Genomic DNA, 25,297 nt, shown 5'->3' on the forward strand with positions numbered 1-25,297 from the left:
CCTCCTGCATTTTGTATCAATATTTTTATGAGATTCATAGCATTTGACTTAGAGACCACCGGAACTGTACCAGGCGTTGACCAAATCGTTGAAATTGGAGCCGTGCGCTTCATTGATGGCCAACCTGAAGCCATTTTTGCCACGCTTGTTGATCCTCAACGTCCCATTCCTCCCGGTGCCTCTGCAGTGAACGGAATCTCCGATGACATGGTTAAAGGGAAGCCTCTTATCGAGAGCCTTCTGCCTTCTTTGGCGGAATTTTGCGGCGATGATATTTTGGTGGCCCACAATGCTCCCTTTGACGCCCAGTTTTTAACTGCTGATATCAAAAAATATGAAACAGTGGCTCCGAAGGGACTTATTCTCGATACACTTCCAATTGCACGTAAGGTTTTCCCAGGTCTTCCGAACTATAAATTGGGAACTTTGGTTCAACATTTAAAAATTCCAACAACAGACTTTCACCGCGCCGAGGAAGATGCTTCTTATTGTGGACATCTTTTCCACCAAATGGTGAAAAGAATCTCTATCGGTGGACAGGCTCCTCAAATAGGAAATCTGGTCGCACTTACCGGAAAGCCCGAACTTCGCTTTCCACAAATCGTAAGACAACCAAAACAAATGGACCTCTTTGGAGGGCTTCTCTAAGCCCCTCTATTCCTTCGCTTTGTGAGCGATGGGGTAACGTCTTCCTCGCCCAAAAGAGTGCTGTGACACCTTCACGACAGGTGGCGCTTGCCATCTTTTAAATTCAGTGCGCATCAATACGGGAAGCAACCACTTATCCGTCGCTGTCTTTGCAACCCCCGACCTTTCCACCAAATAGCTCACTGATTTATCCAAGTCTTCATAAGGTGGCAATGTGTCTTGATCTTTTTGATTCGGGCGAAGCTCTGCCGACGGGGCACGATCAATGATCTCCACAGGAATGACCTCGCCCTGTTGATTATAATAGCGAGCCAGCTCATAGACTTGCCCCTTGGTAAGATCACCAAGCGGAGCCAACCCGCCGCACATGTCTCCATACAAAGTTGAATAGCCAGCTGCATACTCGCTCTTATTACTGGTTGTAAGAAGAAGACTGTTTTCTTTATTCGAATAGGCCATCAGGGTCATGCCACGCAGACGAGCCTGAAGGTTTTCGTGAACAACTCCAAAGCCCGATAAACCCAAACCCTGTTCAAGAGATTTTAAAACTCCCTCATACATCGATTTGATGTCGACAACTTGAAAGCCTACGCCAAGATTTTTCGCCAACTCTTGCGCTAAACGGAGGCTTTGCGGAGCATTGAACGGCCCCGGCAAGCCAAAAGTCATCACCTGGCCTGGCCCCACAGCATCAACAGCCAATGCAGCAACAACAGCGGAATCAATTCCACCACTTAATCCCAAATGAATCTTTTTTAAACCCGTTTTTTTACAGAAGTCTTGAATTCCCAACACCAAGGCTCTTCGTAATTCCTCTGTGGCGGAAAGCTTGGGGGTTTTATTCCAAACTTCCCAAGTGTCTATATCAATAACGTTGATGTCCTCTTCAAACTGATGGCAGCTTAAAATCTTCTTTCCCTTTTTATCGAGAACAAAACTGCCCCCATCGAAAACGATTTCATCCTGGGCCCCAACTAAATTCACATACATGATAGGGGCCTTAAAGTATGCCGCCGTTTTCGTCGTTACGTATTCTCGTTTCGCCATTTTGCCCACGAAGTACGGCGATGCACTAAGGTTGATGACCATATCAATCTTTTGCTTTTTTACTTTCGCAAGAGGGTTCTCGGCATAAGCAGAGTGGCCTTTTTTATCTTCCCAAGCCCAGATGTCCTCACAGATGGTCAGGAAGAACTTCTTTCCCTTCCACTGAAAATAATTTTTTGAGAAGTCGCCTGGTTCTATGAAACGAGCCTCATCAAAAACATCACCTGTCGGCAAAAGCTGTTTGTGAAAGAAACGAGGCTTTTGCCCCTTAGCCAAAAAGACCGCGCTATTGAAATAAGGTCGGCCTTTTTTGTTGGGATTTTTTGTGATGAGCCCAAAGATCACCCCTAAGCCCGGAGGAATTTTTTTAATGATCTTCTTAAATTCCGCTTCTTGCTTTTCAACAAGCTTTGATCTTTCTAAAAGATCAAACGGATGGTATCCAAACAAAGCGCACTCCGGGAATACGACAAGGTCGCATTTTCGCTGTTGAGCTTGTTGAATAAAGGAAACTATTTTTTCTTGATTGAATTCAAAGTCGGCAAGAGTCGGATTAATTTGGGCTAACGCAATTCTCATTCAATTAATATACGCCCAGAAAAGCCATCTTGGTAGCCATGCCAATGATTAATTTCAACTTCGGGAAACTTCCAGCAGAAGTAACCATCACCGTTATCAAAATCGGCCATCCATAGGCCCTTCGGCTCAGCCCCTAACTTTTCAATCTTCACCTGCCAGCGATCGATGATGGCATTAATCTGCTCCTCGATGGCCGCCACGGAGGGGTGCGCTTTGTCGGAATAAGCATCGATACGATTCAGATGAGCTTTGACTTCGCGGCTTGAGTCCTCGGTCATACGATAGATCAACGGAAGGAGTTGACGCGCCTCTTGCAACGTAAAAAACTTTTTGCGATTGATCTCAACCACATTTTCCAACTGAACTTCCCCCATCCGCATGTCTGATGAGGCTGTATCTATTAAAGACTGAAGTGTTTCAAGAAATTAACGCGATGACAGACAACTTAAGAATTTCTATGAAGAATTTTTAAACGCGATGCAGATTATTTTTCAAAACTCTTAGACATTTGCAGGGCTTGACCGCCAATGAAAATCACCAAAGCGATGACCAACGCGGCAATAAATAAGTAACGTATAAAATTTCCAACCGTCAGAGGTTCGTCCTCTTTGACTTCGGCCTTGGGCTCCGGTTTCTTTACGGTTGTTTTTTTAGGTGGGGGGGTTAAGCTCTCCCCTGTAACCAGCACTCGTCCCGAGCCCTCTGCTTTTTTTTCCAGCTTTTTGCGCTCAGCATCTGTCAATCCAGAGATGGCAACCGAAGACGTCTTTCTGCCTTGGCCCAGATATCTCGCCCCGTTGCTGGCCCTAAAAAAGCCCCCATTGCCACCGTTGTCTAACGCAATCTCGACAACCTTGCCGCTCCCGGCCTGATCGCCTCCCTCAATGCCCGTCGAGGGTCGGCGACGACTCATCATGTTGCGGCCCCCACCTCGCGAAGCCGAGCCCGCATAAGAGGACGAGGAGCCTCCGCCAGAAGATCCCCCGCCAGAGTCCCCAGAACTGCTTTTTTGTGAGTTGGACTGGCCCGTGCCGTCTCCATTTTGACCGGTACTTGTCGGAGGTCGTCCGCCTGCCATGGAGGCTGGATCAAACTTCTTATCGCATTCAGAGTCTTCATCTGCGGCCGAGGGTTCACTGGAGCCTAGGGAGGGCAACTCCCCATACTCTAATAAACAGCCCACATACTTACCCATGTAATTATTTACGAATTCTCCGAAGGGTTTAAAAACTTGAGTCATCAAAGCCAAAACAAGCGAAACTGAAATAATCAGCATCAAGACGTATTCAACCATGGCCTGGCCACGATTATTCAGCCCACCCGCAGTCTCTAGTCTAGAAGTAAATTGAGTTTTCTTCACTCGCGATAGCATTTAGGTCATACTACAACATATGATGAATGGACTGAATTTCAATCGCTTCCTATTTATCCTCTTCTTGGCTTTTGTCTCATTATTGGTCACTGAGCCGGCATCGGCCCAGACTTCGGGGCAGGAAAAGGACGAGTTCTCCCTGTTCGAAGAGGAGGTTCACAACTCCACACCTGACAGCAAAAAAGCCTCAAAGCCTGCGGCCCCCGCACCGACAGCGGCCACTCCACCGTCGACGTCGACTGAGACCAGCGATGAAAAGATTGAACGTCTAAAAAAGGAAATCCGCACAGGTCCCAAGAATGTGGCGCTGATTGGGCAACTGGCCGAAGAACTCTATAAAAAAGAGCAGTACGAAAAAGTCACTTTATTGCTGTGGAAACACGTCGATAAAATTGATCGCAAAAGTCTTCTCTTGTTGGCCCGAGCTCATGAAAAACGCCAAGAGCCCAGCGAAATGATTCGTGCCTTGAATGTTATTCTGGGTAAGAACGACAAGGATTTTGAGTCCTACAGCTTGATGGGGAATGCCTATGTCCTTTTAAGAAAGAACAAGGACGCCATGGAAAATTACAAAAAGGCGGTAGAACTCAATCCGAAATATGAACCCGCCTATGATGGCCTTATCGCTCTTTATGAGAAGCGCGTTCCGCCAAACCTCTATGAATTGCGCATTCTTTTTCAAGACATGGTCCAAAACATTGGGGCGAGACCTCAATATCTAAGACGACTTTGTGAGATCAACACGATGGACGGAACTTATGAACCCGCCATTCAGATGTGCAAAGATGCGATCGCCAAAGACCCCAAAGTGGCTGATGCGTATGTCTACCTGGGTGTCTGCTATAAGGCGATCGGCGAAGATAAAACGGCTCTTAATACGTTAAAGAAGGCCTCTCAAGACTTTCCACAATCTGAATTAGCGCAATATCATTATGGAAAGCTTCTAGAGGATCAAAAGAACTATGTAGAAGCCATGAAGCTCTACAAAAAGGGAACAGAGGCCGACGCTCAAGCCGCTCGTTCTTGGTTGGGACTTGCAACTTCGTCGTTTGAGATTCGTAAATTCGAACTTTCTTTGCTGGCCTATAAAAACGCCTGCAAATACGACAAAAAAAATGCGGTGGCCTTTAGAAGAGCCACCACAATATTAAGAAATCAGAAAAATTCTCAATGGGTCGGTAAGTTCGAAGAAGCTTCCGAAACCTGTACGTTCTAATTTTCAGATACGATCTCACCCACGAGATCGTATTCCAAACTATCGGTAATGTGGACCTTAACCATATCGCCGACCTTAGCTTCGCCATCGTTGATCAAAACAACACCGTCGATGTCTGGAGCCTGACCCCAGAAACGACCTTGCAACAACAAGTCTGTTTCTTCGCTGAAGCCTTCAACGATAACTTCAATTGTTTTTCCAATAAAGTCGCGATGCTTTTCACGAGAAATATTTTGTTGAATTTCCATCACGGCATCGTGACGGTATTGTTTTGTCTCTTCATCAATCTGCGCTTCCATTTTTCCACCAGGCGTATTTTCTTCTGGAGAATATTTAAAGCAGCCCACGCGATCAAATTGTTGATCTGAGATAAATTGCAAAAGCTCTTCAAATTGTTCTGCCGTCTCGCCGGGGAATCCCACGATAAATTGAGTGCGAATCACCGCCTCGGGGATGTGCTCGCGAATGTTCATCAACGCAGTTTCAATTTCATCGCGAGTCATTTTGCGGTTCATGCTTTTTAGAACATCGTCATTGATGTGCTGCAAAGGCATGTCGAAATATTTCACGATTTTTTTACTGTTCTTAATAACCTGAACCATCTCTTGAGTGATTCCATCTGGATATAGATACATCAGACGAATCCACTGCAAACCCTCAACCTGATCGAGCGCCTTCAGAAGCTCTACAGGGCTTTCCTTGCGCGTTGGATCTTTACGACGAAGATCCCATCCGTAGTCTGTGAAGTCATGACTGATAATAATCAATTCTTTAACTCCACCGGCCACCAAAAGACGGGCTTCCGCGACGATGGCGTCAATGGAACGAGACTGTAGGTTTCCACGAATCAGAGGAATCGCGCAGAAAGCACACCTTTTCATGCACCCTTCAGAAATTTTAAGGTAAGCGCGATGTCCTGGCTGCGAGTTCACGCGTGGAGTTGCCTCTTCCTGCAAATAGGTCGGAAGATTAAAGAAAGTCTTCTTGGTGTCGCCCGCGTCTGAATTCTTCAAAATTTTTGAGATATTCTGAAACTCGCCAGATCCGACAAAGAGGTCCGCCTCGGGAAGACCTTCGACAAGCTCGTCTTTATATCGCTGAGTTAAACATCCAGCGACGACAACCTTCTTAATTTTCCCATCTTGCTTAAGGTCACTCATATCCAGAATGCGCTGGATGGATTCCTTCTTAGAGTCTTCAATAAACCCACAGGTATTGACAATGACCGTATCAGCTTCTTCCGCCTCACCGACAACCTGATAACCGTCCTTCATCAAAGTTCCGGCCATGATCTCACTGTCCACCAAATTTTTGGGACATCCCAAAGAGATAAAATGAACCTTTTTATTTTCAGTAGTCTCTTGCTTCATAGATCTGTTACCTGTGCACCTTTGGGTGGTTGATATTTAAATAAACTCTTTTTTTCTTTTTTTAGGAATTTCACATCTGAAAAAATCATCGTTGTGAGATTCCCAATGTCGTCTTTATAAGAAATCTCTTTCATCGTGTTCGCATCAGGATCCAACACCACACTCAAAGATTTCACGGAAAGATCGTCGTAAAGAGGCTCAACGTCTAACTTAAGAAGACCGCCCACAGTTCGCTCGTTGACAACCTTGAAGTTCTTCGAAAGATCGGCTCCCAAAAGAGAGGAAATCAAAACATGCGAGCGATTCTTTTTATCCACCTTGCCTTTAGCCACTTGTACAGGGCCACCAAACTCTTTGGGCGGAGTCTGTTCACTCCAGATTGTGGTGCCGTCGAAAACAAGAAGTGTCTTTTCGGGAGTTGTATTCTCCCAACGAAACTTTCCATTTCCCAGATAGATTTTGCCGCTATACTTCGTCTCTTTTCCAAGAAGCTCAGACTTCACCGACTTTTCCACGCTCATTTCCACAAGCTTGGAAGCGCGGTACTTTTTTGCAACTTTTTGAAGAGCGCTCATTTCGGCCGTGGCCGCATGAGTGCCCATCGAAAACACCACTACGAAAAACAAGATACTTAGTTTTTGAAACATCCGCGTTTTATAGCAGATCCCTGGACGCTCCGCAAGAGAGGCTCCTCTGGGCCAGAGCCCAGACCTCAAAGTGAGGAGGACTTCCAAGAGCCTGGAATGCTGCCCTTGCGGTCGCTCCCGTTGTCACGATGTCGTCAGCGAGAATCCAGCGGGTTTTCGTCGAGAAGTCCACACTCCCTGTATAATTTTCAATAGTCTCCATCTCCAGCAGAGCACGCTCCCCACGATCAGCTCCTCGCTGGTGATGAGATTGGGTTTTCTTAAGTATCGGTTCAAAATGGGCACCTAAAGAGTCTGCCAGGGCCTCACCCCACAGAAAGGCGTGGTCCTCCGTTTGAGGCCTGCTTGAAGGTGCCGGCACGATACACAGACGCTGCTTTGGCGACAGTGTTAAAGCCAGTCTCGGACTGAGTTCTCGCGCGTAGAACCTCCAGGCGTCTCGCTGATTCCCGCCCTTCAGGGCCAGAACTAAGCGCGACAGCATATCACTTTGACCTGGATGCCACCTGTATAAAGCCTGAACTGGCAGGGCGGAAACGGTCATGGGATCCGTGACTCTCAGTCGATGAAGGGTCTGAAGACAAGGGTGACACAACAGCCCCTCCCCGCTCCACAGGGATCCGCAGTTCAGACAGCATGAGCAATGTTTTGTAAATAAATTCGATATCAATTTCATAACGGAGTTTTCCTGCAAAATCTTTGACAGCCCCCAAAGGGAAGCCTAGAAATGAAGCATCGAGGGATTTATGAAGTTCTTTTTCGCGCTCATTCTTTCTTTAGGTTTTTCACTGGTCACCATGGCCTCCACCAGAGGCCTTTCGGCTCATCGTCTTTATAACGAAAGTTATGAGGCCGCTCGCGACCGCCATTTTTTTATTCATAACCTCGGCGTTCCTTTTCCGGCTCTTGGGAAAATCGAAACAGCGGGTCGTTATGTTTCTGCGGAAAGAGCCAAAAAACCCCTTAAAAACTTAGACCTGAATGAAATCCCTGATGTCGGCTCACTGGCCGATCTTGAAAATCAATTTTTCTATATTCGTGATACCCGCTTTCTTGCCACTGAGAATGCCAACTTCCCTCGTCGCATCACGTGGATGTATCCTGACGACGGCTGCTATGCCCGTGCTGAGGTTGCTAAATTCGAACTTCTAAATCACCACTTTCCGGAGCCTAAAAAGGTCTTTGTTTTTGGCAATCTCTCTGCCGCCTCTAAAAACTCTCCCACGGGGTCCGTGCAATGGTGGTATCACGTCGCCGTTTCCTATCGTGTTGGCGATGTCGCTTATGTTTTTGATCCGGCCCTTGAGCCCAAGAGACCTTTGACTATGTCGGAATGGCACAACCTTGTCGGTGGAAACCAAACCTTCGTTCAATATTCAATTTGTTCACATGGCACTTTTGATCCCGCGGCAGACTGCTATCAGCCACGAGCCATTTCCCAAGAGGACGCCGTGTGGGAGCAGAAATCTTTCTTAAAAGACGAGTGGAACCGAATTCTCGAGCTCAAACGCAATCCCGAACAGGAGCTTGGCAACAATCCGCCTTGGCTAAAAGACTAAGATCTAAATATTGTGATACGGTATTTTTTTAATGATCGTAAAGGCCCGATAGATTTGCTCTAAACTCATCGCTTGGGCCATCAGGTGATTCATCACCATGGGCGACAGAGCCACCTTTAAATCCGCGCGACGACGAACCTCTTCATTAACCCCAAAGGCGCCGCCAATAATAAAGATCGCCCGTTTTTTAGAACTTCCTAAAATATTCTCAACCTTTTTTGAAAACTGAATAGAATCAAAAGAAGAGCCGCGCTCGTCAAAGAGAACGACATAGTCATCGCTATTCAGATTTTTAAGAATGAGTTCGGACTCTTCGTTACGCTTAAAGTCGGCATCTTCGCGAGCCGACTTCTTTGCTTTTAAAGATTGGATTTCAAAGGGAACAAAAAAAGAGATTTTCTTTTTGTACAACTCGCTCACTTCATCAGCCCACGCCTCTTTCGCAGTGGCGAGATTGTACAAAATGAATTTCATGATTACTGCGCCTCAGGCTTTCCTACGTATGGGTCTTTGAAGTCTAGGTCCTTACCTTCTCTCCAAAGATTTTCAAGACTGTATTCCTGACGAACAAAATCATAGAAGATGTGAATGATCAAAGAGCCGTAGTCCACAAGAACCCAGCGACCCTCGTCGATGCCCTCTACACTTTGTGGGTGCAGATTGTATTCTTCTTTTACCGCTGTAACGATATTTTCAGCCATCGCCGCCGCATGACGGGTTGATGTTCCCGATGCAATCAAAGTGTATTCACTGGGAGCTGAGCTTGCCGTCAAATCATAAGCACGAACATTAATCCCTTTCTTAGAGAAGAGGACATTCGCACAGAACTCGGTGAACTTCTTATAGTCACCAATACGATCGCCCAAGTTTCTGTATAACTTGTGCTCTTTAATGTAGGACTCAACCGCCAGAGGAAGATATTTCTCAACCGGCTTTCCCGTGCGAAGCCACTTACGAACTTCGCTAGAAGAAATCTCGATGTCACGCAAAGTGATAAATTGAATGTTGCGACCCGTGTTCAGCTCAATAAAGTTGAAGTCAAAATCAGAAACATACGGTTTCAAATATCCCGGCATCTCTTCTAAAGACTCCGGAGTTTCATATCCAGGGCGAGTGGTCACAATGAGATTTGTTTCAGCCAGAAGCTTTTGAAAATCCTTCCATTGCGCCAGCTCTTCAAATTTGTCAGCTCCGACAACAAGATACAAATCCGAGGCCTCGTAGGTCTTGCGCAGATTCATGACCGTATCAACAGTGTAACTCATTCCGCCGCGCTTGATTTCTTGATCGTCGACAAAATACATGTCGCCATATTGCTCAAACGCCAAACGAGTTAGCTCAAGACGCTGCTCCGTTGTCGGCCCCTCAACAGGAGTTTTAAGTGGGTTTTGCGCCGCAGGCACAACGTGAACTTTTCCAAGACCGGCCTTTTTTGCAACCGTCTGAATAGCGTTAAGATGTCCCATGTGTGGAGGATTGAAGCTGCCTCCAAAAATTCCTATTTTCATTATTCTTCCTCTTTCAAAATCTGACGTGCGAGTTCTTGGATGAATTCTTTGATATTCTTACCTGTCACAGCAGAAATCGCATAGGGCTCAGAGCCCGTCACTTCTTTGAATTTGTTCTTTAGTTTAATAAGTTGGTTTTCACCTAAAGTATCGATCTTGTTGAGAACAACAAATTGAGGGCGCGTCGCCAAAGGAAAAAAGCCCTCTTTTTCTTGGTTGTTTTCATCATACATCTTCAGCTCATAGTTGAGATCATTAAAATCATCGAGAGGATCGCGACCCGACAAGCCCGAGGCATCGATAAGATGGATAAAAAGACGTGTACGCTCGATGTGCTTTAAAAATTGAATGCCCAAACCCACACCCGCATGAGCGCCCTTCACAAGACCAGGAATGTCGGCCACCACAAATGAAGTGTAGTCCCCGGCTTTAACAACACCCAAATTAGGCGTGAGAGTTGTAAAAGGATAGTCCGCAATTTTAGGTCGCGCCGCAGAGATCCGAGAGATCAGAGTCGATTTTCCCGCGTTGGGAAAACCAATGATTCCCACGTCGGCGATCAATTTAAGCTCTAATTTAACTTCGATTTCTTGGCCTTCTTCACCTGGCTGCGCATAGTCCGGAGCCTGGTTGATACTGTTCTTAAAGAACTCGTTCCCCATACCGCCACGGCCACCCTTAAGCAGAGTGTATTCGGAAACTCCTGTCATATCGACAAGGATCTCCCCTTCCAAGTTACGGAAAACCGTTCCTTGGGGAACAATCAGGATAAGATCTTCTCCGTCCTGTCCGGACTTCTGACGACCCATTCCCATTTGACCATTTTGAGCGGCATATCGTTTGTTCTGGCGAATATCGACAAGAGAATTGATGTGGCGAGAAGTGTGGATAATTACATCTCCACCTTTTCCACCATTACCGCCATCGGGCCCGCCACGAGGCAAAAGAGCTTCTCGGCGAAAGCTGACGCAACCAGGTCCGCCGCGACCAGAGGCTAAAGTGATTTTTACTTCATCGATAAACTTCATAACAGCACCGTATACGCAAGAACGCCACTATAGCATTTTTGAGCGGAAGCCCCGAAGGGGTTTAGACCATGGATGGTCTATACAACAAAAAAGGAGCCAAGAGTGGCTCCTTTTTATGTATTGAAAAAAAATCTTGGTGCTTATCGAAACTACCAATCTTTTCCAGCTGAGCCGGAAAGCAGACTAGACAGCTTTAGGATAAACACTGATTTTGAAACGCTCTTTAGAGAAACGTTCAAACTTTACAAGACCTTCGATAACAGAATAGATCGTGTAGTCACGACCCATTTTAACATTGTTACCCAAGTGGAATTTTGTTCCACGTTGACGAACAATGATTGTTCCTGGAAGAACTTTTTCTCCACCGAATCTTTTCACACCAAGTCGTTTACTCTGTGAATCACGACCGTTCTTCGTACTACCACCGGCTTTTTTACTTGCCATGACTAACCTCTCTTAAAGAATTAAAAGTTAAGCTTTCTTGGAAGTTTTCTTAGCTGCTTTTTTCTTCGCGCCAGTTTTAGTTGCTTTTTTCGCAGTCTTTTTAACTGCTTTCTTAGCAACTTTCTTTTTCGCTACTTTTTTAGCCGCTTTCTTAACAACTTCCGCAGTTCCTTTGTTCGCTGCGCGCTCTTTACGAGCGGCTACGCGAGCTTGTGCTTTTTCTGCACGAACTGCTGCAACGTCTACTACCTTTGCAGATTCGTCTGTCTTAGCCACTTTTCCATCAGGAGAAGTGATTGCTTTAACAAAAAGCTCTGTGAACTCTTGTTTGTGAGTCGCAAACTTTCTGTAACCTTGACGACGTTTCTTTTTGAAGACGATTTGTTTTCTTGTTTTAGCTTGTTTTGTAACTACAACAGTTACTTTCGCGCCTTTAACAAGAGGTTGACCAACATGAGTGGACTCACCACCAACCATCAAAATTTCGTTGATATCAAACTCAGCGCCAAGTTTCTGATCAAGCTTATCAACTTGAACTACGTCACCAGCTTGAACTTTATACTGTTTTCCGCCTGTACGAATAATCGCGTACATGTATTACCTCCAGCTACCCGAATTAAGCCCATCGTAAATGCCACCTTGCAGTAGGCTTTGTCAACCTATTACATGCTCTTTTTTTCAGCTTTTTAAGGGAGAAAGAGAGGTTAGCCTGAGCCCCCCTCAAATGCAAATCATTTTATATAAATTAGAGGAGGTCCAGCGTTTCAACTAAAGTCAGTATTTTCAACAGTTTATAGCCAAAACTCGGCAGCCACCCCGTCGTCACGGGGTGGGGGGTCCCCGTGCGTTAGTTTTCAACTTGAGTCTGATGTAAACAATGGTAGTTTAGGTCCATGCTAGAAACCATTCACATAGAAAGCGGCTCTTCCGACCAAGAGTATCAAGAGGCCTGGAGCCGACTTAAGAATGTCTTAAAGTCCACGGGGCGCATCTATTTGAATCCTCTGCCCAAACAAGAAGCTTTTTCGCCGGTAGAGGCCGACGAACGGGCCCTCGGCATCCGGGAGATCCACAACTGGTGTTCACTTATTGAAGAGTTTGTTGCTCAGGGCCTCGACACCGCGAAGACCAAAAATTTGTTCCGATATTATTTTGATAGACTTGGCCTCTATGTCGACCCCTCCTTCACGGAACTTATTCGCGATGGTGATGTCGTCGAGATCTATAGTATGGATTTCAAACGTCTCTTTTTTAACCCTGAGCTTTTTGATTATTCAAGCTATGCGCCTGACGAGATGTTTTCGGCTCCCTTTTGGAAGCTCTACCACCGCGACGAGGCCATCACTCTGAAGATACAAGAGCTTGTGCACTTGTTTATCTCAGGCGAAAAGAAGGCCCCTTTTGTTCCTGACATTCCCAGACACCTCGTCACCGAAATCAAGTCGGAGAAGCAGTATTCCTGCGAGGTGGATATAAAAGTTCTAGCTCCAGTTTACTTAGGCAGAGCCCTTGTTGGGGCTGCTGCCATAGAAAAACTCAAGCTCGTGCTTTCTTAAGCGGCCGCGGGTTTGCGAACTCGACCACTCTGATGTCTTTGATTCCACAGATTCTCTACCGCTTTAAGGGTGAAGGGATTTCCTAAAAGCTTGCATCTCTTGCGATCAAAAAGCATCAGATTGCATTTGTTATTGTACTTTTCCATAAGTGCAATCTCCTCAAAACCAATGCTGTCGCCAAGAGTGTTCACTTTTCTATCCGCACGCGCAACGCCCAAAGCCGAATCAAGCCCCAGATCAGACAGAACATGAAGGCCCAGGCGAATAACAAGTTCCGCAATCTTCACCCCAGCATATTCTTTTGATCGAAACTCCGGCGTCACTGTCAGGTACTCCATCGCCATAACCGAGTGAACGCCTCGATCTAGCATCAACGACTTCGCAACATCGGGTAGGGCCTTGAGATAGGAATGCGCCAATGAGGGCTGCTCTCTGAGATCAAACATACTGTATAGATGAAATCCAGCCACCGCGTCTCCAGATTGAAGAACAGCTAAAATTTTCGCGCGATGAAATTCATCTTTATTAAGAGTGGCGCCACGAGCTTCTACATCTTGGCTAAAAATGCCATACCAATGTTGGAAGCAGGTGTTTACAAGGTGCACCTCTTCCTCGCTGCGGTGACTTGTCATATCAATAAGGCGGTAACTGAGCTCCATTTGAATCCTCCGTAATTTCTAAACACAAACGCATTTTTCTTGATGCCCTCCCTATTCGGTGTAAAAATTATTTTTGTTTATGGAGAATTTGATGAATAAATGTGGCGATTTCTTAAGAAACTGTCGTGAAGCCCAGGGATTATCACAAAGAGACGTGGCCAACGAACTTGGCTACAACACAGCTCAGTTCATCTCCAACTGGGAGAGGGGTGTATCTCAACCTCCGATTCCGACCCTTAAAAAATTGGCTAAAATCTATAAGATTGATGCAGATGTTCTATTTAACGTGATTCTTGAGGCGCAGATTGAAATCGTACGCCAGACTTTACGCGAGAGATTTGTTGAGGAAAACAAGGCGATCTTAAATGCAGAGCGTGAGGCGACCAAAGCTTCATCTAAAAGCAGAAACTAGACTCTGCCGCCAGGGAAGAGTCTCGGGGGCGGCCTACACAAAGAAGATTTCGTATTGCTCTATGTGATAATTGGGCTCAATTTTAAACGCGACGGAACGACCCAGTTTTTTCTCAATATTCTCAAGGCTCTCCCCTTCAACCTCATAAATCCAGTCCACCACTTCGCTATGGCAGTGAACCACCACGTTGGTTTTCTTATTGATGAGCATATCGGCATCGCGCTCCAACTCGCGGAAGATTTCATTCGCCACGGTGGACTTTCGCTTGATGTATCCCTTGCCATCACAGTAAGAGCACGGCTCGCACAGTGTCTTGATAAGACTTGGGCGAATGCGCTTTCTGGTCATTTCAACCAGGCCCAGTTGCGACATGGAAACGATGTTTGTGCGCGCACGATCGCGCTGGAGTTCTTCGGCCAGGGCCTCTAAAACTTTCTCACGATGAGATTCTTTTTCCATATCGATAAAATCAATAATGATAATTCCACCACAGTTGCGAATTCGCAGTTGATGGGCGATTTCACGAACCGCTTCTAAGTTGGTTTTTAAGATCGTGTCCTCAAGATCCTTCTTGCCGACAAATTTTCCGGTGTTCACGTCTATCACCACCAAGGCTTCCGCCTCGTCGATGACAATATATCCGCCCGACTTCAGCCAAATCTTTCGCTCCATAGAGCGAGAAATTTCAATGTCGATATCGTAAAGATCAAAGAGCGGTTTTTGCTCCTCGTAAAGTACGATATTCTGTTTATACTTCGGCATGAACTGAGACACAAACTTCACTACTTTTTTGTGAATCTCAACATTATCAACCCAAACGCTCGTGACATCTTCACTCATTAGATCTCGGAGTGCGCGCAGCTCCACATCCAATTCCGTGTGAACATTGCCGGGAGTTTTTTTCTTTTCATAGTTTTTAAAGATCTCTTTGCTCAAGCGGTCGAGGTATTCGATATCCGCTTTTAACATCTCTTCAGAGGCTCCCTCACCCGCCGTGCGCACGATCACACCACCGGAAGGATTGATCTTTTGCACTAGCTTACGAAGACGCTCTCTTTCGGTATCGTCCTCAATACGACGAGAAATTCCCAGATGGCGTACCGTGGGCAGAAACACCACGAAACGGCCTGGCAGCGAAAGGTGCGTCGTCAAACGAGCTCCTTTGGTTCCCAGAGGATCTTTGGCAACTTGAACAAGAATGGACTGGCCTTCTTTTAGAAGCTCTTGAATAGGTGTTTTATTGCTTGTTGTCGGAAGTTTGTCGTCATCGCCTTCCATTTCCAAGGGCTCTTCCCGATCTACGCTAGATAAAAAATTATCGTCCACGTCTTCGCGGATATCGCCCACGTACAAGAAGGCCGCTTTATCTAGACCAATATCCACAAACGCCGCTTGCATTCCGGGCAAAACCCGAATGACTGTTCCACGATGAATAGACCCGACCAAGGTGGGGGATGTTTTTCGTTCAATTTTAAGATCGGAAAGAATCCCAGCATCAACATAGGCAACGCGAGTCTCTTGAGGTCTTACATTTATGAGAATTTCAGCTGACACAGTTTCCTCCCAGAGCCGCACGTTCACGAAACAAAGAATTTACCTTTAGTTCATTAGTCCAGAAACAAGACTCCTAGCAAATAGTATTTAATATTGAACCATATCTGACCGAAAAGATCATGGAAATAGCGCATTTAGGGGTGAACGATGGCAACAATTGATGAACTGTTTAAACTCATGGTCGAACAAGGCGCCTCCGACTTGCATATAACAAGCGGGGCTCCTCCCTATTTGCGTCTCCATGGAAACATGGTGCCATTGAACTATCGCGAGCTCACCAATCAAGATGTGCAAGGTCTGCTCTTCGAAATTCTTTCTGAAAAGCAGAAAAAAGCCTTCGTTGAAAAATGGGAGCTGGATTTTGCCTACACACTTCCTGGAGTGGGGCGCTTCCGTTGCAACATCTTTATGCAACGCAAAGGCCTCGGCGCCGTCATGCGTGTGATTCCGGAAAAAATTAAAACCGCGCAAGAGTTGGGGCTTCCTCCGGCTGTTATGGACATGATCGACTGTGATCGTGGATTGATCCTGGTGACCGGTCCGACCGGCTCTGGTAAATCAACGACTCTTGCTGCCATGATCCATCAAATTAACATGACTCGCGAAGCTCACATCATCACGGTGGAAGATCCTATCGAGTTCGTGCACCCGAACATCAAAGCCCTCGTCAACCAACGGGAAGTGGGAAGTCATACGAAGAGCTTTTCTAATGCTCTGAAGGCCGCCCTTCGTGAAGACCCAGATATCTTGCTTGTCGGTGAGTTGCGTGACCTTGAGACCATCTCTTTGGCATTAACTGCGGCAGAAACAGGACACATTGTGTTCGGCACACTTCACACCAACAGTGCGGCAAAAACGATCGATCGTATCATTGACGTTTTCCCTGCAGGACAACAACAGCAAATTCGAACGATGCTCGCGGAAAGTTTGCGTGGCGTCGTTGCTCAAACGCTCTTCTCTCGCGCCGATGGACAAGGTCGTGTGGCGGCTTATGAGATCATGAGAAACTCCAAAGCCATCTCCAACCTAATTCGTGAAGGAAAGGTGCATCAGATCACCTCGGCCATGCAAACGGGATCCAGTCAAGGTATGGTTCTTTTCGAGAAATACATCGAAGATCTGGTTCGCAAAGGAAAGGTTTCGGCAGCCGATGCCAAGACCTTCTTGGGCCAAGCCGGCGGCGGAGACACCACCGTTCAAGGAACCGTGGCGGGAGCCGCTCCGGGGGGGCGCACTAAAGTTGGCTAACTAGAAATCAAATTGAAACTGAATCATCGGAGGGGTTTTAGCCATTGAAGCTAAAACCCTTCTGCTTTTTTGGTCCTGATCAAAGGCCTGCGAATAATCATAACTTGGCGACGTAGGCCGCGAAGAGTCATAGGCAACATATCCGACACCACTCACAAAACCAACCAAAGCACCTAGGGTTATATTCTCGGTGTGCTCTTGAGGCTCCCCGTAAAAGGACAGCGTGCTTAGACCCAACACGGCACCCCCCAGGCTGGCAAAGAGGACCGTCGCAATGTTGCGCTTCACGGTTCTGTCGGTCTGCGAAAAAGAGGCTTGAGAAGTGAAAAGGACTAGTGTCGCCAATAAAATCGAGGTCCACTTCTGTGGTGTCATGATTGCCTCCTGCAATGAACTGAGATAACTTTCTTTATTTAAACATTCCGAGGTGCCCCGTGCAACTAAGTCGTTATATTGATCACACCCTTTTAAAACCCGAAGCTCAGCTTGCGCAAATTGAAAAACTTTGTGGTGAAGCTAAAGATCATAGCTTCTTCAGTGTTTGCGTGAATACGTCTTACGTGACGACCTGTGCGCAACTGCTGTCTGGATCTACGGTGAAAGTTTGTTGCGTGGTCGGCTTCCCCTTGGGAGCTATGGACTCCGCAAGCAAAGCCTTTGAAACACAGACTGCCATTAAAAACGGTGCCCAAGAAATTGATATGGTTATTCATGTCGGTGCTTTGAAGGATCGACGCCTTGATTATGTCCGTGATGATATCAAAGCCGTCGTCAAGGCGGCTCAGGGACACACGGTTAAAGTTATCATTGAAACTTCCCTTCTTACCCAAGACGAAAAGGTTCTTGCCTGCCAAGCCGCCCTCGAGGCCGGGGCTCATTTCGTTAAGACGTCCACTGGCTTTGGTGGGGGCGGCGCGACCGTCGATGATGTTAAACTTATGAAATCCATCGTGGGTTCGCAAATGGAAGTAAAAGCCTCTGGGGGAATTAAGGATCTTGCTCAAGCCCATGCGATGATTGAGGCGGGGGCGACCCGCTTGGGAACAAGCTCTGGCATCACCATCGTTCAAGGTGGCACTGTGCAAGGAGGCTATTAATGGCTTTTCTTCCTGCAGAGATTATTAAAATCAAAAGAAATGGCGGAGCTCTTTCGTTTGATGAGATCAATGAATTTATTTTGGGCTACTCTCGAGGCCATATTCCCGACTACCAAATGTCTGCCTTATTGATGGCCATTTATTTTCGAGGCATGACTTCTGAAGAAACGCTCTCTCTCACTAAGGCCATGCTTCATTCTGGTGAGGTCGTGGACTTTTCTTCTCTTCCCCAGTTTAAGGTGGATAAACACTCCACCGGCGGCGTCGGCGATAAGACCAGTTTAATTCTTGGACCTATTGTCGCGGCAGCGGGCGTGCCAGTTCCGATGATCTCGGGCCGCGGCCTGGGACATACTGGAGGCACGCTTGATAAGCTTGAAGCCATTCCTGGGTTTAATACGCAAAAGTCATTGCCAGAATTTATCGAGCTGGTTCGCAAACATCTTATTTGTTTTATCGGACAGACCAAAGAGATCTGCCCTGCGGATAAAAAAATCTATGCCCTTCGTGATGTCACAGCGACGGTTGAAAGTCTTCCCCTGATCTGTGCCTCGATTATGTCCAAGAAGTTGGCCGAAGGAATCGACGGACTGGTTCTTGATGTGAAGTATGGCTCTGGAGCTTTCATGAAAACCCCTGCACTTGCCGAAGAGCTTGCTTTGAATCTGATGTCGATTGCTCGAGGTTACGGAAAAAAAGTCACGGCGCTCTTAACCAACATGGATCAACCCCTGGGCCGCTATGCGGGGAACTCTTTGGAGGTCGAAGAATGCGTCGCGATCATGAAAAACGAAAAATTCATCGGCCCCGCTGGCTATGACCTATATCATGACACTCGCGAACTCAGCTTGCGCCTTTCTGCGCACATGTTGCTTTTAGCAGGTGTCGGGAAAAGCGAAGACGAGTCCTACAAGATTGCAAATGATATTTTGGTTTCAGGAAAAGCCCTGGCAAAATTCGAGGAGCTTTGTTCTATCCATGGCGGAGCTCTTGAAAAGCTTCCCAAACCAAAACATAACATTGTCGTAACGTCTGAGAAATCAGGCTTTATCCACGGCTTTCACACCGAGAGCATTGGCGTTGCGGGAATTCTTATCAAAGCAGGAAGAGCGCAAACCTCCGACATCATTGCGCCCACGGCGGGAATCGAATTTCATGTTAAGGTGGGGGATGAAATTCAAGCAGGAGATGCAATCTTCACACTGCATGGCGATGATAAAGATTTACTTCAATCGGCGCTTCCCTTGCTTAAATCTGCCATCAATATTTCCTTGCCAAAAATTGCAAAGCCTAGTTTGATACTCAAGACTTTGAGTTAATACTCTGGAATAAAGGAACTCACTTGGTACTCAATAAACTTCAAGAAACCGTCAGCTATATTCGCACTAAATCTTCGGCAAAACCGAAGGTGGGTGTGATATTGGGTTCGGGTCTTGGGGCTTTTGTCAAAGATGTTGAGATCGAGTGCACTCTTCCTTACAAAGAGATTCCGCACTTCTCGCCCCCCACGGTTGAGGGGCATTCGGGAAATCTTATTTTCGGCAAGGTGGACAATCAGTCCATCGCGATTTTACAAGGCCGCAATCACTACTACGAAGGTCACAGCATGGAAAGTGTTGTGTTCCCCACTCGCACACTGGCGATGCTAGGAATTGAAACCTTAATTCTTACCAACTCTGCAGGTGGTTTTGGTGAAAACATGCAGGCCGGAGATTTTATGATCATCGAGGATCATATCAATCTGATGGGCACAAATCCTCTGATGGGACCCAACATCAAAGAACTCGGACCTCGCTTTCCCGACATGACAGAGGCTTACGATAAGCGCCTGATCGAGATCATGGAAAAATTATTGCAGAAACAAGGCACTCGTTATCACAAAGGTGTTTATTGCGGCGTCAGTGGACCTACTTACGAGACTCCGTCAGAAGTTCGCTACTTGAAGTTGATCGGCGGCACGGCTGTCGGCATGAGTACGGTTCCCGAATCTATTGCCGCAAACCACTTAGGCCTTCGTGTAGCAGCCCTCAGTTGTATTACAAATTTGGCAGCGGGTATTTCATCTCAAAAGCTTTCCCACGATGAAGTCACCGAAACCGCCAAAAGAGTTGAGCTTCAGTTCAGTTCTTTTTTACGAGAGTTCATCACACAAATCTAGCTCTCATCAAAGGTCCAGTTTTAGACCTTCTAGCCTCAAAATAAGACATATAATTTCCGAAGAGCTAACCGGTCGGGCCGACTGCTTGAGTCCTATTGATGGGACCAGATGGGCCCGCACAGGGAGTGAACATGGATGTTCAAAAGATTCTCTCGGCGGTTGCTTGCATCTTCGTTTTAGCATCTTGTAGCAACAATAAGTCGAGCAGTTCTGTATTTCCGGAAAATGGCGCCTTAGATTCAAGCGCCTGCATGGGTCAAGCCATCGAAAACAAGTTTATTGTTCAATGGGAAGATGGAAAATTCACCGTCGAGTCCGCTGAAAATGCCGACGCCTTTACTAAAAACTTTATTGAGCCTCAGCTTGAAAAAATTAAGTTTGTAGAATTTGATCGCCAACTTCAAGTCGACAAGACCGATGAAGTTCGCGCCAGCGGATTCACCGACAGCTGGGGGCAAGATAAAATCTCGGCGCGCTCTGTGTGGGCTCAAGGGGTTTACGGTCAAAATATCAAAGTCGCCGTTGTTGATGCCTACGTGGATTATACCCATCCACAACTTCAACCACGTATTGCCATCAACACCCAAGAAATTCCTAACAATGGAATCGATGACGACGGAAATGGTATTGTTGATGACTACTATGGAGCAAGTTTCGTTTCTGTTCCCAGCAGCAATCCCACTCCCAGTGCTCACGGTTCCCATGTCGCCGGAATCATTGCGGCAGATCCCCGCTTTGGATCTGTCGAAGGGGTTGCCCCTCAGGCGCAAATCATCCCGGCTCAATTTATTGCCAATGATGGTGGCGGATCATTAGGGGATGCCGTTTTGGCTTTGCAGTATTCGGCCAGCCGCGGAGCTAAAGTCATCAATGCCAGTTGGGGTGGAGCCCCGTGCGTGGCCTCTTTGCGCAACACCTTTCAAGAACTACAAAATAAGGGAATCCTTGTCGTTGTCGCGGCAGGAAATGATGGCCGGGATATCGATGTCTATCCAGAGTTCCCCGCCTCTTTCAACATCGGCACACAAATCACCGTGGCCGCTTCGTCAATGAGTGACTTTATGACCTCTTGGTCAAACAGTGGTTTTGAATTTGTTCATGTTGCCGCGCCAGGAGAACATATCTTGAGTACCGTTCCGGGCAACACCACGGCTTATATGGATGGAACAAGCATGGCCGCTCCTTTTGTTAGCGGAGCTGCGGCTTTGATTTGGAGTGCTCGTCCCCAGGCGACAGCGGTGCAAGTTAAAACCGCTCTTTTGAAGTCGGTTGACGTGTCCCCAGGACACGAATTTAAAGTAAATACTCGAGGACGCATTAACGTCGAAAAGGCTCTTCAGGTCTTGAAGCAGTTAGTCCCATAAAATCAACAAGATAGGGTGTATATTGCGGGGCATAATGAGTATGCTCCGCGTCTCTAGTTTTAAGATGATTCCTTAAGCCCCCATGGTAGATTGGTTCCTTGTTTTTTAAGGGATCAGACCCTTCATATAAAAGGAATCATATGAGCACAGAAATTTCCTCTGGCATTCAAGCTCGCCTTAACGACCTTGAAAAAAGAAACGACGCCGCGATGGCCGGCGGGGGCGCTGCCCGCATTGCAAAACACAAACAAGGTGGTCGCCTGACCGCGCGCGAGCGCATCGACATTCTTGTCGATCCGGGAAGTTTTGTTGAAATGGATCGTTTCGTTACTCACCGATGCACCAACTTCGGAATGGATAAGACCGTTGTTCCCGGCGATGGCGTCATCACCGGCTATGGTCGCATCAATGGCAAATTGATCTATGTATCTTCACAGGACTTCACCGTTATTGGTGGATCCATGTCCCGGACTCAGGCCAACAAAATCTGCAAAGTGATGGATTTGGCCATGAAGAACGGAGCTCCGTTTATCTCCATCAACGACTCTGGCGGGGCCCGCATCCAAGAGGGCATCGAGTCCCTTGGCGGATATGCCGACATCTTCACTCGCAACACCATGGCGTCGGGCTTAATCCCTCAGATTACAGCCATTATGGGGCCTTGTGCGGGCGGTGCGGTTTATTCTCCGTCAATCACTGATTTTGTCTTCATGGTTAAAAATACCAGCTACATGTTCGTCACGGGTCCTGATGTTATTAAGACGGTGACTCATGAAGAAGTTACGAAGGAAGAACTTGGGGGCGCGACGACTCACTCCGCGAAATCGGGCGTGGCTCACTTTGCTGCAGAAGATGACAAACATTGTTTGTTGCTCATTCGCGAGCTGATGAACTTCCTTCCTTCAAACAACTTGGACGATGCGCCGATCTTGCCAACAAATGATCGTCCTGATCGTGTGACCGAGGCTTTGAACACTTTGATCCCAGAAAATCCAAAGAAGCCTTACGATATGTTGGGTGTGATCACCGAGTGTGTGGATGAAGGATATTTCCTTGAGACTCACAAACACTACGCTCAAAACATCATTGTCGGTTTTGCGCGTTTCAATGGTCGCCCGGTCGGAATCGTCGCCAATCAGCCCAATGTTCTTGCTGGCTGCTTGAATATCGAAGCGTCTCGCAAAGCGGCTCGTTTTATCCGCTTCTGTGATGCGTTCAATATTCCCATCGTTTCTTTTGTCGACGTGCCTGGCTTCTTGCCTGGAAAAGATCAGGAATGGAACGGCATCATCACTCACGGAGCAAAACTTCTTTATGCTTACGCTGAAGCCACGGTTCCAAAAATCACCGTGATCACCCGTAAAGCGTATGGTGGTGCTTATATCGTGATGGGCTCTAAACTTTTAAGATCCGACGTGAACCTCGCCTACCCTTCCGCGGAAATTGCCGTGATGGGTGCCGACGGTGCGGTTAGCATCATCTTCCGCGAAGAGATCAATAAAGCTAAAGACCCTGCCGCTGAAAGAGCCCGCTTGACGGCGGAGTACGAAGCGAAATTCAGCAATCCGTATGTTTCCGCTGAATTGGGATACACCGATGAGGTGATTGAGCCTGCGATGACTCGCAAGCGCATCATCGATTCTTTGGAGATGTTAAAGTACAAACGCGACATCACTCCGGCGAAGAAACACGGTAACATTCCTCTCTAGGAATGGATTAAGGAACTATTATGGCATTGTTTAAAAAAATCTTGATCGCAAACCGTGGAGAAATCGCTATTCGCATCACTCGCGCTTGTCGTGAGTTGGGAATTGCCTCCGTGGCGGTATTCTCAGATGCAGATCGCGACAGTCTTCATGTCTTTTTGGCGGATGAGGCCTACCATATCGGACCCTCACCCTCTAAAGAAAGTTATTTGAACTACAACAAAATCATCGAGGTCGCCAAACAAGCGGGCGTCGATGCGATTCACCCGGGTTACGGATTTCTTTCTGAGAACACCGTTTTCGCCAAGGCCCTCGAGGCGGCTGGGATCACCTTTATCGGGCCGACGGTCGCAAACATCGAAGCTATGGGAGACAAATTGTCTGCCAAAGCTTTGATGAAAAAAGCGGGCGTCCCCACGGTCCCTGGCAGCGATGGCGGCGTCGACACGGTCGAGCAGGCTCAAGCTGTTGCCGAGAAGATCGGTCTGCCCGTAATCATCAAGGCCTCCGCTGGTGGCGGCGGTAAAGGGATGCGTGTGGTTCGTAAAATGGACGAACTGGAAAGTGCTTTCCGCGCGTGTCGCTCTGAGGGGCAAAACTATTTTGCCGATCCTACGGTTTATATTGAAAAATTCATCAACGATCCAAAACACATTGAAATCCAAGTGTTCGGCGATAAACACGGTCACCATGTGCATTTGTTTGAACGTGAGTGTTCGGTTCAACGTCGTCATCAAAAGATCATTGAGGAGTGTCCGTCCCCGTCGGTGCCGCATGAAGTTCGTCTGCGCATGGGCGAGGCAGCCGTTCGTGCTGCGAAACAAATTAATTATGTCGGCGCAGGAACCATCGAGTTTATCTTTGATAACACAACAAAAGAGTTCTACTTCATGGAGATGAACACCCGTCTTCAGGTGGAACATCCGATCACGGAAATTGTGACCGGATATGATTTGGTAAAAGAACAAATCTATGTGGCCGCCGGAAAGCCTTTGTCCTTCAAACAAGAGGACATTAAACAAAAAGGCCACGCCATCGAGGCGCGAATCTGTGCGGAAGATCCGATTACTTACAAACCCCATCCCGGAACCATCCGCGCTTGTCGCCATCCGCAAGGACCGTTCATGCGTGTGGATTCTTATGCTTATCCTGGTTATGAAGTTCCCATCTTTTATGATCCAATGATCGCAAAAGTGATTACCTGGGGCGAAACACGGGAAGAGGCCATCGATAGAATGCAGCGCGCGCTCAGCGAATTTGTTCTAACCGGAATCAAAACCAACATCGTTTTGCATAAAACGATTTTGGACCACCCCAAATTCCGTGATGGTTCCTACACCACTCAGTTCATCGAAAAGAACTTCGAGGTGATCGAGCCTCAACTCTTTAAAGAGGTGGAAGATCCGGTGTTCCTCATTGCGGCGGCCATCACCGCTTACAATGATCGTAAATCCAAAGACGTGCGTCAGCTCAATCTGACTTCCAACTGGAAGCGCGTGGGCCGCAAACTTCAATTAAGGACGTAACTATGTACTTTGAAGCAGAACTCAAAGGTAAAAAATATAAAGTCGACGTAGCCGAACAAAAGAATTCCTGGAAGCTCTCTTTACAAGAAGAGGGCAAAGAGTGGGTTCATTACGACATCTCCAAACGCGACTACAAACAAGCCGAGCAGTACATCAGCTTTCTTTTTGAGGGAAAGTCTTATCTCATTGATGTCATTGGGCAAGACACTGAGTACACGGTGTTTACAAGAAACTCTTTCCGCGCCATCAAAGTCTTCAACGACGAAATGCTTTTGCATGAGTCTTTGAAAAAAGGCGGCGGTTTCGGCGGCGATCAAGAGCTCAAAGCCGGTATGCCAGGAAAGATCATCGAGATTTTTGCTAAAGAAGGTGAAATCGTGAAAGCCAATAAGCCGCTTTTAATTATGGAAGCGATGAAAATGGAAAACGAAATGCGCGCTTCTCGTGATGTGAAAATCAAAGAGATCAAGGTTAAGCAAGGGGACTCTGTCGAGTCTGGAGCTGTTCTAATCAAATTCGAAGAGCCATAAAAAAGGGGCTGATTCTGATCTGTACCCCAAAAAGTGGACTTTTAAATAAAAGGGAATACCCTGAGTTTA

26 protein-coding genes are annotated in these 25,297 nt (G+C 46.9%); 13 read left to right on the forward strand and 13 right to left on the reverse strand.

The window, feature by feature from the left end:
• Nucleotides 1-27: 27 nt before the first annotated feature.
• Nucleotides 28-648 (forward strand): PolC-type DNA polymerase III, encoded by a 621-nt coding sequence (locus tag ACM64D_RS03170; protein WP_415061742.1) that lies wholly within the window; start codon nucleotides 28-30, stop codon nucleotides 646-648.
• 6 nt (nucleotides 649-654) lie between these two features.
• Here ACM64D_RS03170 and ACM64D_RS03175 read toward each other — a convergent pair whose 3' ends face one another.
• The 3 genes from ACM64D_RS03175 to ACM64D_RS03185 form a co-directional block, all read right to left on the reverse strand.
• A complete protein-coding gene (locus tag ACM64D_RS03175) occupies nucleotides 655-2,274 on the reverse strand; it encodes an NAD+ synthase (protein WP_415061743.1) in 1,620 nt (539 codons plus the stop codon).
• Nucleotides 2,271-2,654, reverse strand: a complete 384-nt coding sequence (locus tag ACM64D_RS03180; RefSeq protein ID WP_415061744.1) for a DUF2203 domain-containing protein — start codon at nucleotides 2,652-2,654, stop codon at nucleotides 2,271-2,273. The genes ACM64D_RS03175 and ACM64D_RS03180 overlap by 4 nt, the downstream gene beginning before the upstream one ends.
• A gap of 104 nt (nucleotides 2,655-2,758) precedes the next feature.
• The gene (locus tag ACM64D_RS03185; RefSeq protein ID WP_415061745.1) at nucleotides 2,759-3,568 is read right to left on the reverse strand and encodes a hypothetical protein; all 810 of its coding nucleotides are present in this window, start codon (nucleotides 3,566-3,568) and stop codon (nucleotides 2,759-2,761) included.
• Nucleotides 3,569-3,665: 97 nt separating this feature from the next.
• Here ACM64D_RS03185 and ACM64D_RS03190 point away from each other — a divergent pair, with 97 nt between their 5' ends.
• Nucleotides 3,666-4,862, forward strand: coding sequence for a tetratricopeptide repeat protein (locus ACM64D_RS03190; RefSeq protein ID WP_415061746.1), 1,197 nt, complete (start codon nucleotides 3,666-3,668; stop codon nucleotides 4,860-4,862).
• Here the strand turns inward: ACM64D_RS03190 and rimO are convergent.
• Nucleotides 4,859-6,232, reverse strand: a complete 1,374-nt coding sequence (gene rimO, locus ACM64D_RS03195) for a 30S ribosomal protein S12 methylthiotransferase RimO (RefSeq protein WP_415061747.1) — start codon at nucleotides 6,230-6,232, stop codon at nucleotides 4,859-4,861. The two genes, ACM64D_RS03190 and rimO, sit on opposite strands and share 4 nt — an antisense overlap.
• Nucleotides 6,229-6,879 (reverse strand): LolA family protein, encoded by a 651-nt coding sequence (locus tag ACM64D_RS03200; protein WP_415061748.1) that lies wholly within the window; start codon nucleotides 6,877-6,879, stop codon nucleotides 6,229-6,231. The genes rimO and ACM64D_RS03200 overlap by 4 nt, the downstream gene beginning before the upstream one ends.
• A gap of 746 nt (nucleotides 6,880-7,625) precedes the next feature.
• Here ACM64D_RS03200 and ACM64D_RS03205 point away from each other — a divergent pair.
• Nucleotides 7,626-8,438: a protein-glutamine glutaminase family protein gene (locus ACM64D_RS03205; protein ID WP_415061749.1), complete on the forward strand. Its 813-nt coding sequence runs from the start codon at nucleotides 7,626-7,628 to the stop codon at nucleotides 8,436-8,438.
• A gap of 3 nt (nucleotides 8,439-8,441) precedes the next feature.
• Here the strand turns inward: ACM64D_RS03205 and ACM64D_RS03210 are convergent, their stop codons facing one another.
• The 5 genes from ACM64D_RS03210 to rplU form a co-directional block, all read right to left on the reverse strand.
• Nucleotides 8,442-8,912, reverse strand: a complete 471-nt coding sequence (locus ACM64D_RS03210) for a 23S rRNA (pseudouridine(1915)-N(3))-methyltransferase RlmH (RefSeq protein ID WP_415061750.1) — start codon at nucleotides 8,910-8,912, stop codon at nucleotides 8,442-8,444.
• Nucleotides 8,913-8,914: 2 nt separating this feature from the next.
• Nucleotides 8,915-9,946, reverse strand: a complete 1,032-nt coding sequence (nadD, locus tag ACM64D_RS03215) for a nicotinate (nicotinamide) nucleotide adenylyltransferase (RefSeq protein WP_415061751.1) — start codon at nucleotides 9,944-9,946, stop codon at nucleotides 8,915-8,917.
• Nucleotides 9,946-10,974 carry a GTPase ObgE gene (gene obgE, locus ACM64D_RS03220; protein WP_415061752.1) on the reverse strand — a complete coding sequence of 343 codons (1,029 nt, stop codon included), beginning with the start codon at nucleotides 10,972-10,974 and terminating at the stop codon, nucleotides 9,946-9,948. Before obgE ends, nadD begins: the two co-directional genes overlap by 1 nt.
• Nucleotides 10,975-11,157: 183 nt before the next feature.
• Nucleotides 11,158-11,418 carry a 50S ribosomal protein L27 gene (gene rpmA, locus ACM64D_RS03225; RefSeq protein WP_063205653.1) on the reverse strand — a complete coding sequence of 87 codons (261 nt, stop codon included), beginning with the start codon at nucleotides 11,416-11,418 and terminating at the stop codon, nucleotides 11,158-11,160.
• 27 nt (nucleotides 11,419-11,445) lie between these two features.
• On the reverse strand, nucleotides 11,446-12,012 hold the full coding sequence (gene rplU / locus ACM64D_RS03230) for a 50S ribosomal protein L21 (RefSeq protein WP_415061753.1): 567 nt from the start codon (nucleotides 12,010-12,012) through the stop codon (nucleotides 11,446-11,448).
• 299 nt (nucleotides 12,013-12,311) lie between these two features.
• On the opposite strand from rplU, the gene ACM64D_RS03235 reads away from it, so the two are divergent.
• Nucleotides 12,312-12,974, forward strand: a complete 663-nt coding sequence (locus ACM64D_RS03235; RefSeq protein ID WP_415061754.1) for a hypothetical protein — start codon at nucleotides 12,312-12,314, stop codon at nucleotides 12,972-12,974.
• On the opposite strand, the gene ACM64D_RS03240 is transcribed toward ACM64D_RS03235, so the two are convergent.
• On the reverse strand, nucleotides 12,971-13,633 hold the full coding sequence (locus tag ACM64D_RS03240; RefSeq protein ID WP_415061755.1) for a hypothetical protein: 663 nt from the start codon (nucleotides 13,631-13,633) through the stop codon (nucleotides 12,971-12,973). The two genes, ACM64D_RS03235 and ACM64D_RS03240, sit on opposite strands and share 4 nt — an antisense overlap.
• Nucleotides 13,634-13,724: 91 nt before the next feature.
• On the opposite strand from ACM64D_RS03240, the gene ACM64D_RS03245 reads away from it, so the two are divergent.
• On the forward strand, nucleotides 13,725-14,045 hold the full coding sequence (locus tag ACM64D_RS03245; protein ID WP_415061756.1) for a helix-turn-helix domain-containing protein: 321 nt from the start codon (nucleotides 13,725-13,727) through the stop codon (nucleotides 14,043-14,045).
• Nucleotides 14,046-14,078: 33 nt separating this feature from the next.
• Here ACM64D_RS03245 and ACM64D_RS03250 read toward each other — a convergent pair whose 3' ends face one another.
• Nucleotides 14,079-15,599: an Rne/Rng family ribonuclease gene (locus tag ACM64D_RS03250; RefSeq protein ID WP_415061757.1), complete on the reverse strand. Its 1,521-nt coding sequence runs from the start codon at nucleotides 15,597-15,599 to the stop codon at nucleotides 14,079-14,081.
• Between the two features lie 147 nt (nucleotides 15,600-15,746).
• Here ACM64D_RS03250 and ACM64D_RS03255 point away from each other — a divergent pair, with 147 nt between their 5' ends.
• The gene (locus ACM64D_RS03255) at nucleotides 15,747-16,847 is read left to right on the forward strand and encodes a type IV pilus twitching motility protein PilT (RefSeq protein ID WP_415061758.1); all 1,101 of its coding nucleotides are present in this window, start codon (nucleotides 15,747-15,749) and stop codon (nucleotides 16,845-16,847) included.
• Here the strand turns inward: ACM64D_RS03255 and ACM64D_RS03260 are convergent, their stop codons facing one another.
• Complete coding sequence (locus ACM64D_RS03260) at nucleotides 16,848-17,222, reverse strand: hypothetical protein (protein ID WP_415061759.1); 375 nt, start codon at nucleotides 17,220-17,222, stop codon at nucleotides 16,848-16,850.
• Nucleotides 17,223-17,281: 59 nt separating this feature from the next.
• Between ACM64D_RS03260 and deoC the strand changes: the two genes are divergently transcribed.
• From deoC to ACM64D_RS03295, 7 genes are all read left to right on the forward strand, one after another.
• Nucleotides 17,282-17,944: a deoxyribose-phosphate aldolase gene (gene deoC / locus ACM64D_RS03265; RefSeq protein ID WP_415061760.1), complete on the forward strand. Its 663-nt coding sequence runs from the start codon at nucleotides 17,282-17,284 to the stop codon at nucleotides 17,942-17,944.
• On the forward strand, nucleotides 17,944-19,263 hold the full coding sequence (locus ACM64D_RS03270) for a thymidine phosphorylase (RefSeq protein WP_415061761.1): 1,320 nt from the start codon (nucleotides 17,944-17,946) through the stop codon (nucleotides 19,261-19,263). Before deoC ends, ACM64D_RS03270 begins: the two co-directional genes overlap by 1 nt.
• Before the next feature lie 23 nt (nucleotides 19,264-19,286).
• Nucleotides 19,287-20,102, forward strand: a complete 816-nt coding sequence (locus ACM64D_RS03275; RefSeq protein ID WP_415061762.1) for a purine-nucleoside phosphorylase — start codon at nucleotides 19,287-19,289, stop codon at nucleotides 20,100-20,102.
• 98 nt (nucleotides 20,103-20,200) lie between these two features.
• The gene (locus ACM64D_RS03280) at nucleotides 20,201-21,466 is read left to right on the forward strand and encodes a S8 family peptidase (RefSeq protein ID WP_415061763.1); all 1,266 of its coding nucleotides are present in this window, start codon (nucleotides 20,201-20,203) and stop codon (nucleotides 21,464-21,466) included.
• Between the two features lie 140 nt (nucleotides 21,467-21,606).
• Nucleotides 21,607-23,175, forward strand: coding sequence for an acyl-CoA carboxylase subunit beta (locus tag ACM64D_RS03285; RefSeq protein ID WP_415061764.1), 1,569 nt, complete (start codon nucleotides 21,607-21,609; stop codon nucleotides 23,173-23,175).
• A 20-nt stretch (nucleotides 23,176-23,195) separates the two neighbouring features.
• Nucleotides 23,196-24,698: an acetyl-CoA carboxylase biotin carboxylase subunit gene (gene accC, locus ACM64D_RS03290; RefSeq protein WP_415061765.1), complete on the forward strand. Its 1,503-nt coding sequence runs from the start codon at nucleotides 23,196-23,198 to the stop codon at nucleotides 24,696-24,698.
• A gap of 2 nt (nucleotides 24,699-24,700) precedes the next feature.
• On the forward strand, nucleotides 24,701-25,228 hold the full coding sequence (locus tag ACM64D_RS03295; RefSeq protein ID WP_415061766.1) for an acetyl-CoA carboxylase biotin carboxyl carrier protein subunit: 528 nt from the start codon (nucleotides 24,701-24,703) through the stop codon (nucleotides 25,226-25,228).
• The last annotated feature ends 69 nt before the right edge of the window (nucleotides 25,229-25,297 follow it).

It is taken from the genome of Bdellovibrio sp., from assembly GCF_047637665.1.
Classification (GTDB): Bacteria; Bdellovibrionota; Bdellovibrionia; order Bdellovibrionales; family Bdellovibrionaceae; genus Bdellovibrio.